Below are 1406 nucleotides of genomic sequence, written 5' to 3' on the forward strand. Positions count from 1 at the left end.
ATAGATTTTCGATTATTCATATTTTATATTATAAGTAAGGAGGTGAAAGGATGTATCGAACGGTCAAAATACCTTTTCAAACATCAAAAAAAGATATCGATCGATTATTCGAATGCAACCGAATATCGGCTCAAATTTGGAATGACTGTTTAGTCATTGCCAAAAACTATGCATTAAAGAATAATGGAAAATGGATCAACCAAACCGAACTTCAAAAACAAACGAAGGGCAAATACCCGATCCATAGCCAAAGCATTCAAGCCGTATGCCATAAATATTTGAACGCCAGAGACAGCGCCAAAAAAGCCAAACAAAAAGGGCTAGATAACAAATATCCGTACAAACAGAAAAAATATTTCAACACGAAATGGGCAAATAACGGATTTATCATTCACCCAAATGGGACCATTGAACTGAAAATGGGTCGCTGGGAAAGAAAAAACCAACCTCCTATTGTAGTGAAAATCGATAAAGAACAAATTCCAAACGGCACTGTCAAAGAAATCGAACTCATTTTTGATGCGAAACATTGGAAACTCATGCTTTGCCTCAGTTATGAAAACGGTGAACAACCAACTACTAAAAAAGAAGGAACTATCGCTGCCGGTGATCCTGGCGAAATTCACGCCATTAGTGCCGTCAGCGAAAACGGAAGCAGCATCATCATCACCGGTAGAAAAATAAGAAGCATTCATCGCCTTCGAAATAAAAAAATAGCAGAACTGCAAAAAAAGATGTCCAAATGTAAAAAAGGTTCGCGTAAATGGAAAAAATATAACCGCGCGAAGCAATATATTTTATCGAAAAGCGAAGCGCAATTAAAAGACTGCTTGCATAAAACGACCAAACAATTGGTCGATTGGTGTTTGGAACAAAACGTCAAACATTTCATGATAGGCGATGTCGAAGGCGTCCAGCGCAACAAAAAGAAAAAGCGATCCAAATTGGTGAACCAAAAATTATCGAACTGGTGTTTTGGCAAACTCTACGACTATTTGAAATACAAACTAGAAGCTAAAGGCATCACTTTTGAAAAAGTGGATGAATCGTATACCACGCAAACATGTCCTGTTTGCGGGAAGAAGAAAAAACCTTCTTCTAGAAATTTTATTTGTGCTTGTGGTTATTCTCAGCATCGGGATGTCCATTCGGCATGCAATATTCTTACAAAACACTTATATGGAGAATTCCGACCGATGAAAATAACGAACCACAAGTATCTACGGATCGCGTAAGCGAGAAGTAGTAGATGGTGAGTTCCCACCCTTCATGCTTTGGCATGATGTTGCTTGCTATTTCTTTCTGTTGTGTTTCCGTGCTTGGTCACGAGATACACGGGAAACCCGGTGTATCGTGAAACACCCGGAAAGAAAAAGGCAAGAAACCCCCACTTCAACGCCTACAGG

At 39.0% G+C, this 1406-nt stretch carries 1 protein-coding gene; it reads left to right on the forward strand.

Features of this window, described 5'->3' with window-relative positions; translation table 11 throughout:
* Positions 1 to 50 precede the first annotated feature (50 nt).
* Complete coding sequence (locus CV944_RS16965) at positions 51 to 1235, forward strand: RNA-guided endonuclease InsQ/TnpB family protein (protein WP_033017188.1); 1185 nt, start codon at positions 51 to 53, stop codon at positions 1233 to 1235.
* Positions 1236 to 1406 lie beyond the last annotated feature (171 nt).

This window comes from Geobacillus sp. WSUCF-018B (assembly GCF_002809985.1).
In the GTDB taxonomy this organism is placed as follows: domain Bacteria; phylum Bacillota; class Bacilli; order Bacillales; family Anoxybacillaceae; genus Geobacillus; species Geobacillus thermophilus.

Excerpts from the sequence above, each read along its gene's own strand:
- CV944_RS16965 (WP_033017188.1), top strand. The coding sequence starts at position 51 with ATGTATCGAACGGTCAAAATACCTTTTCAAACATCAAAAAAAGATATC.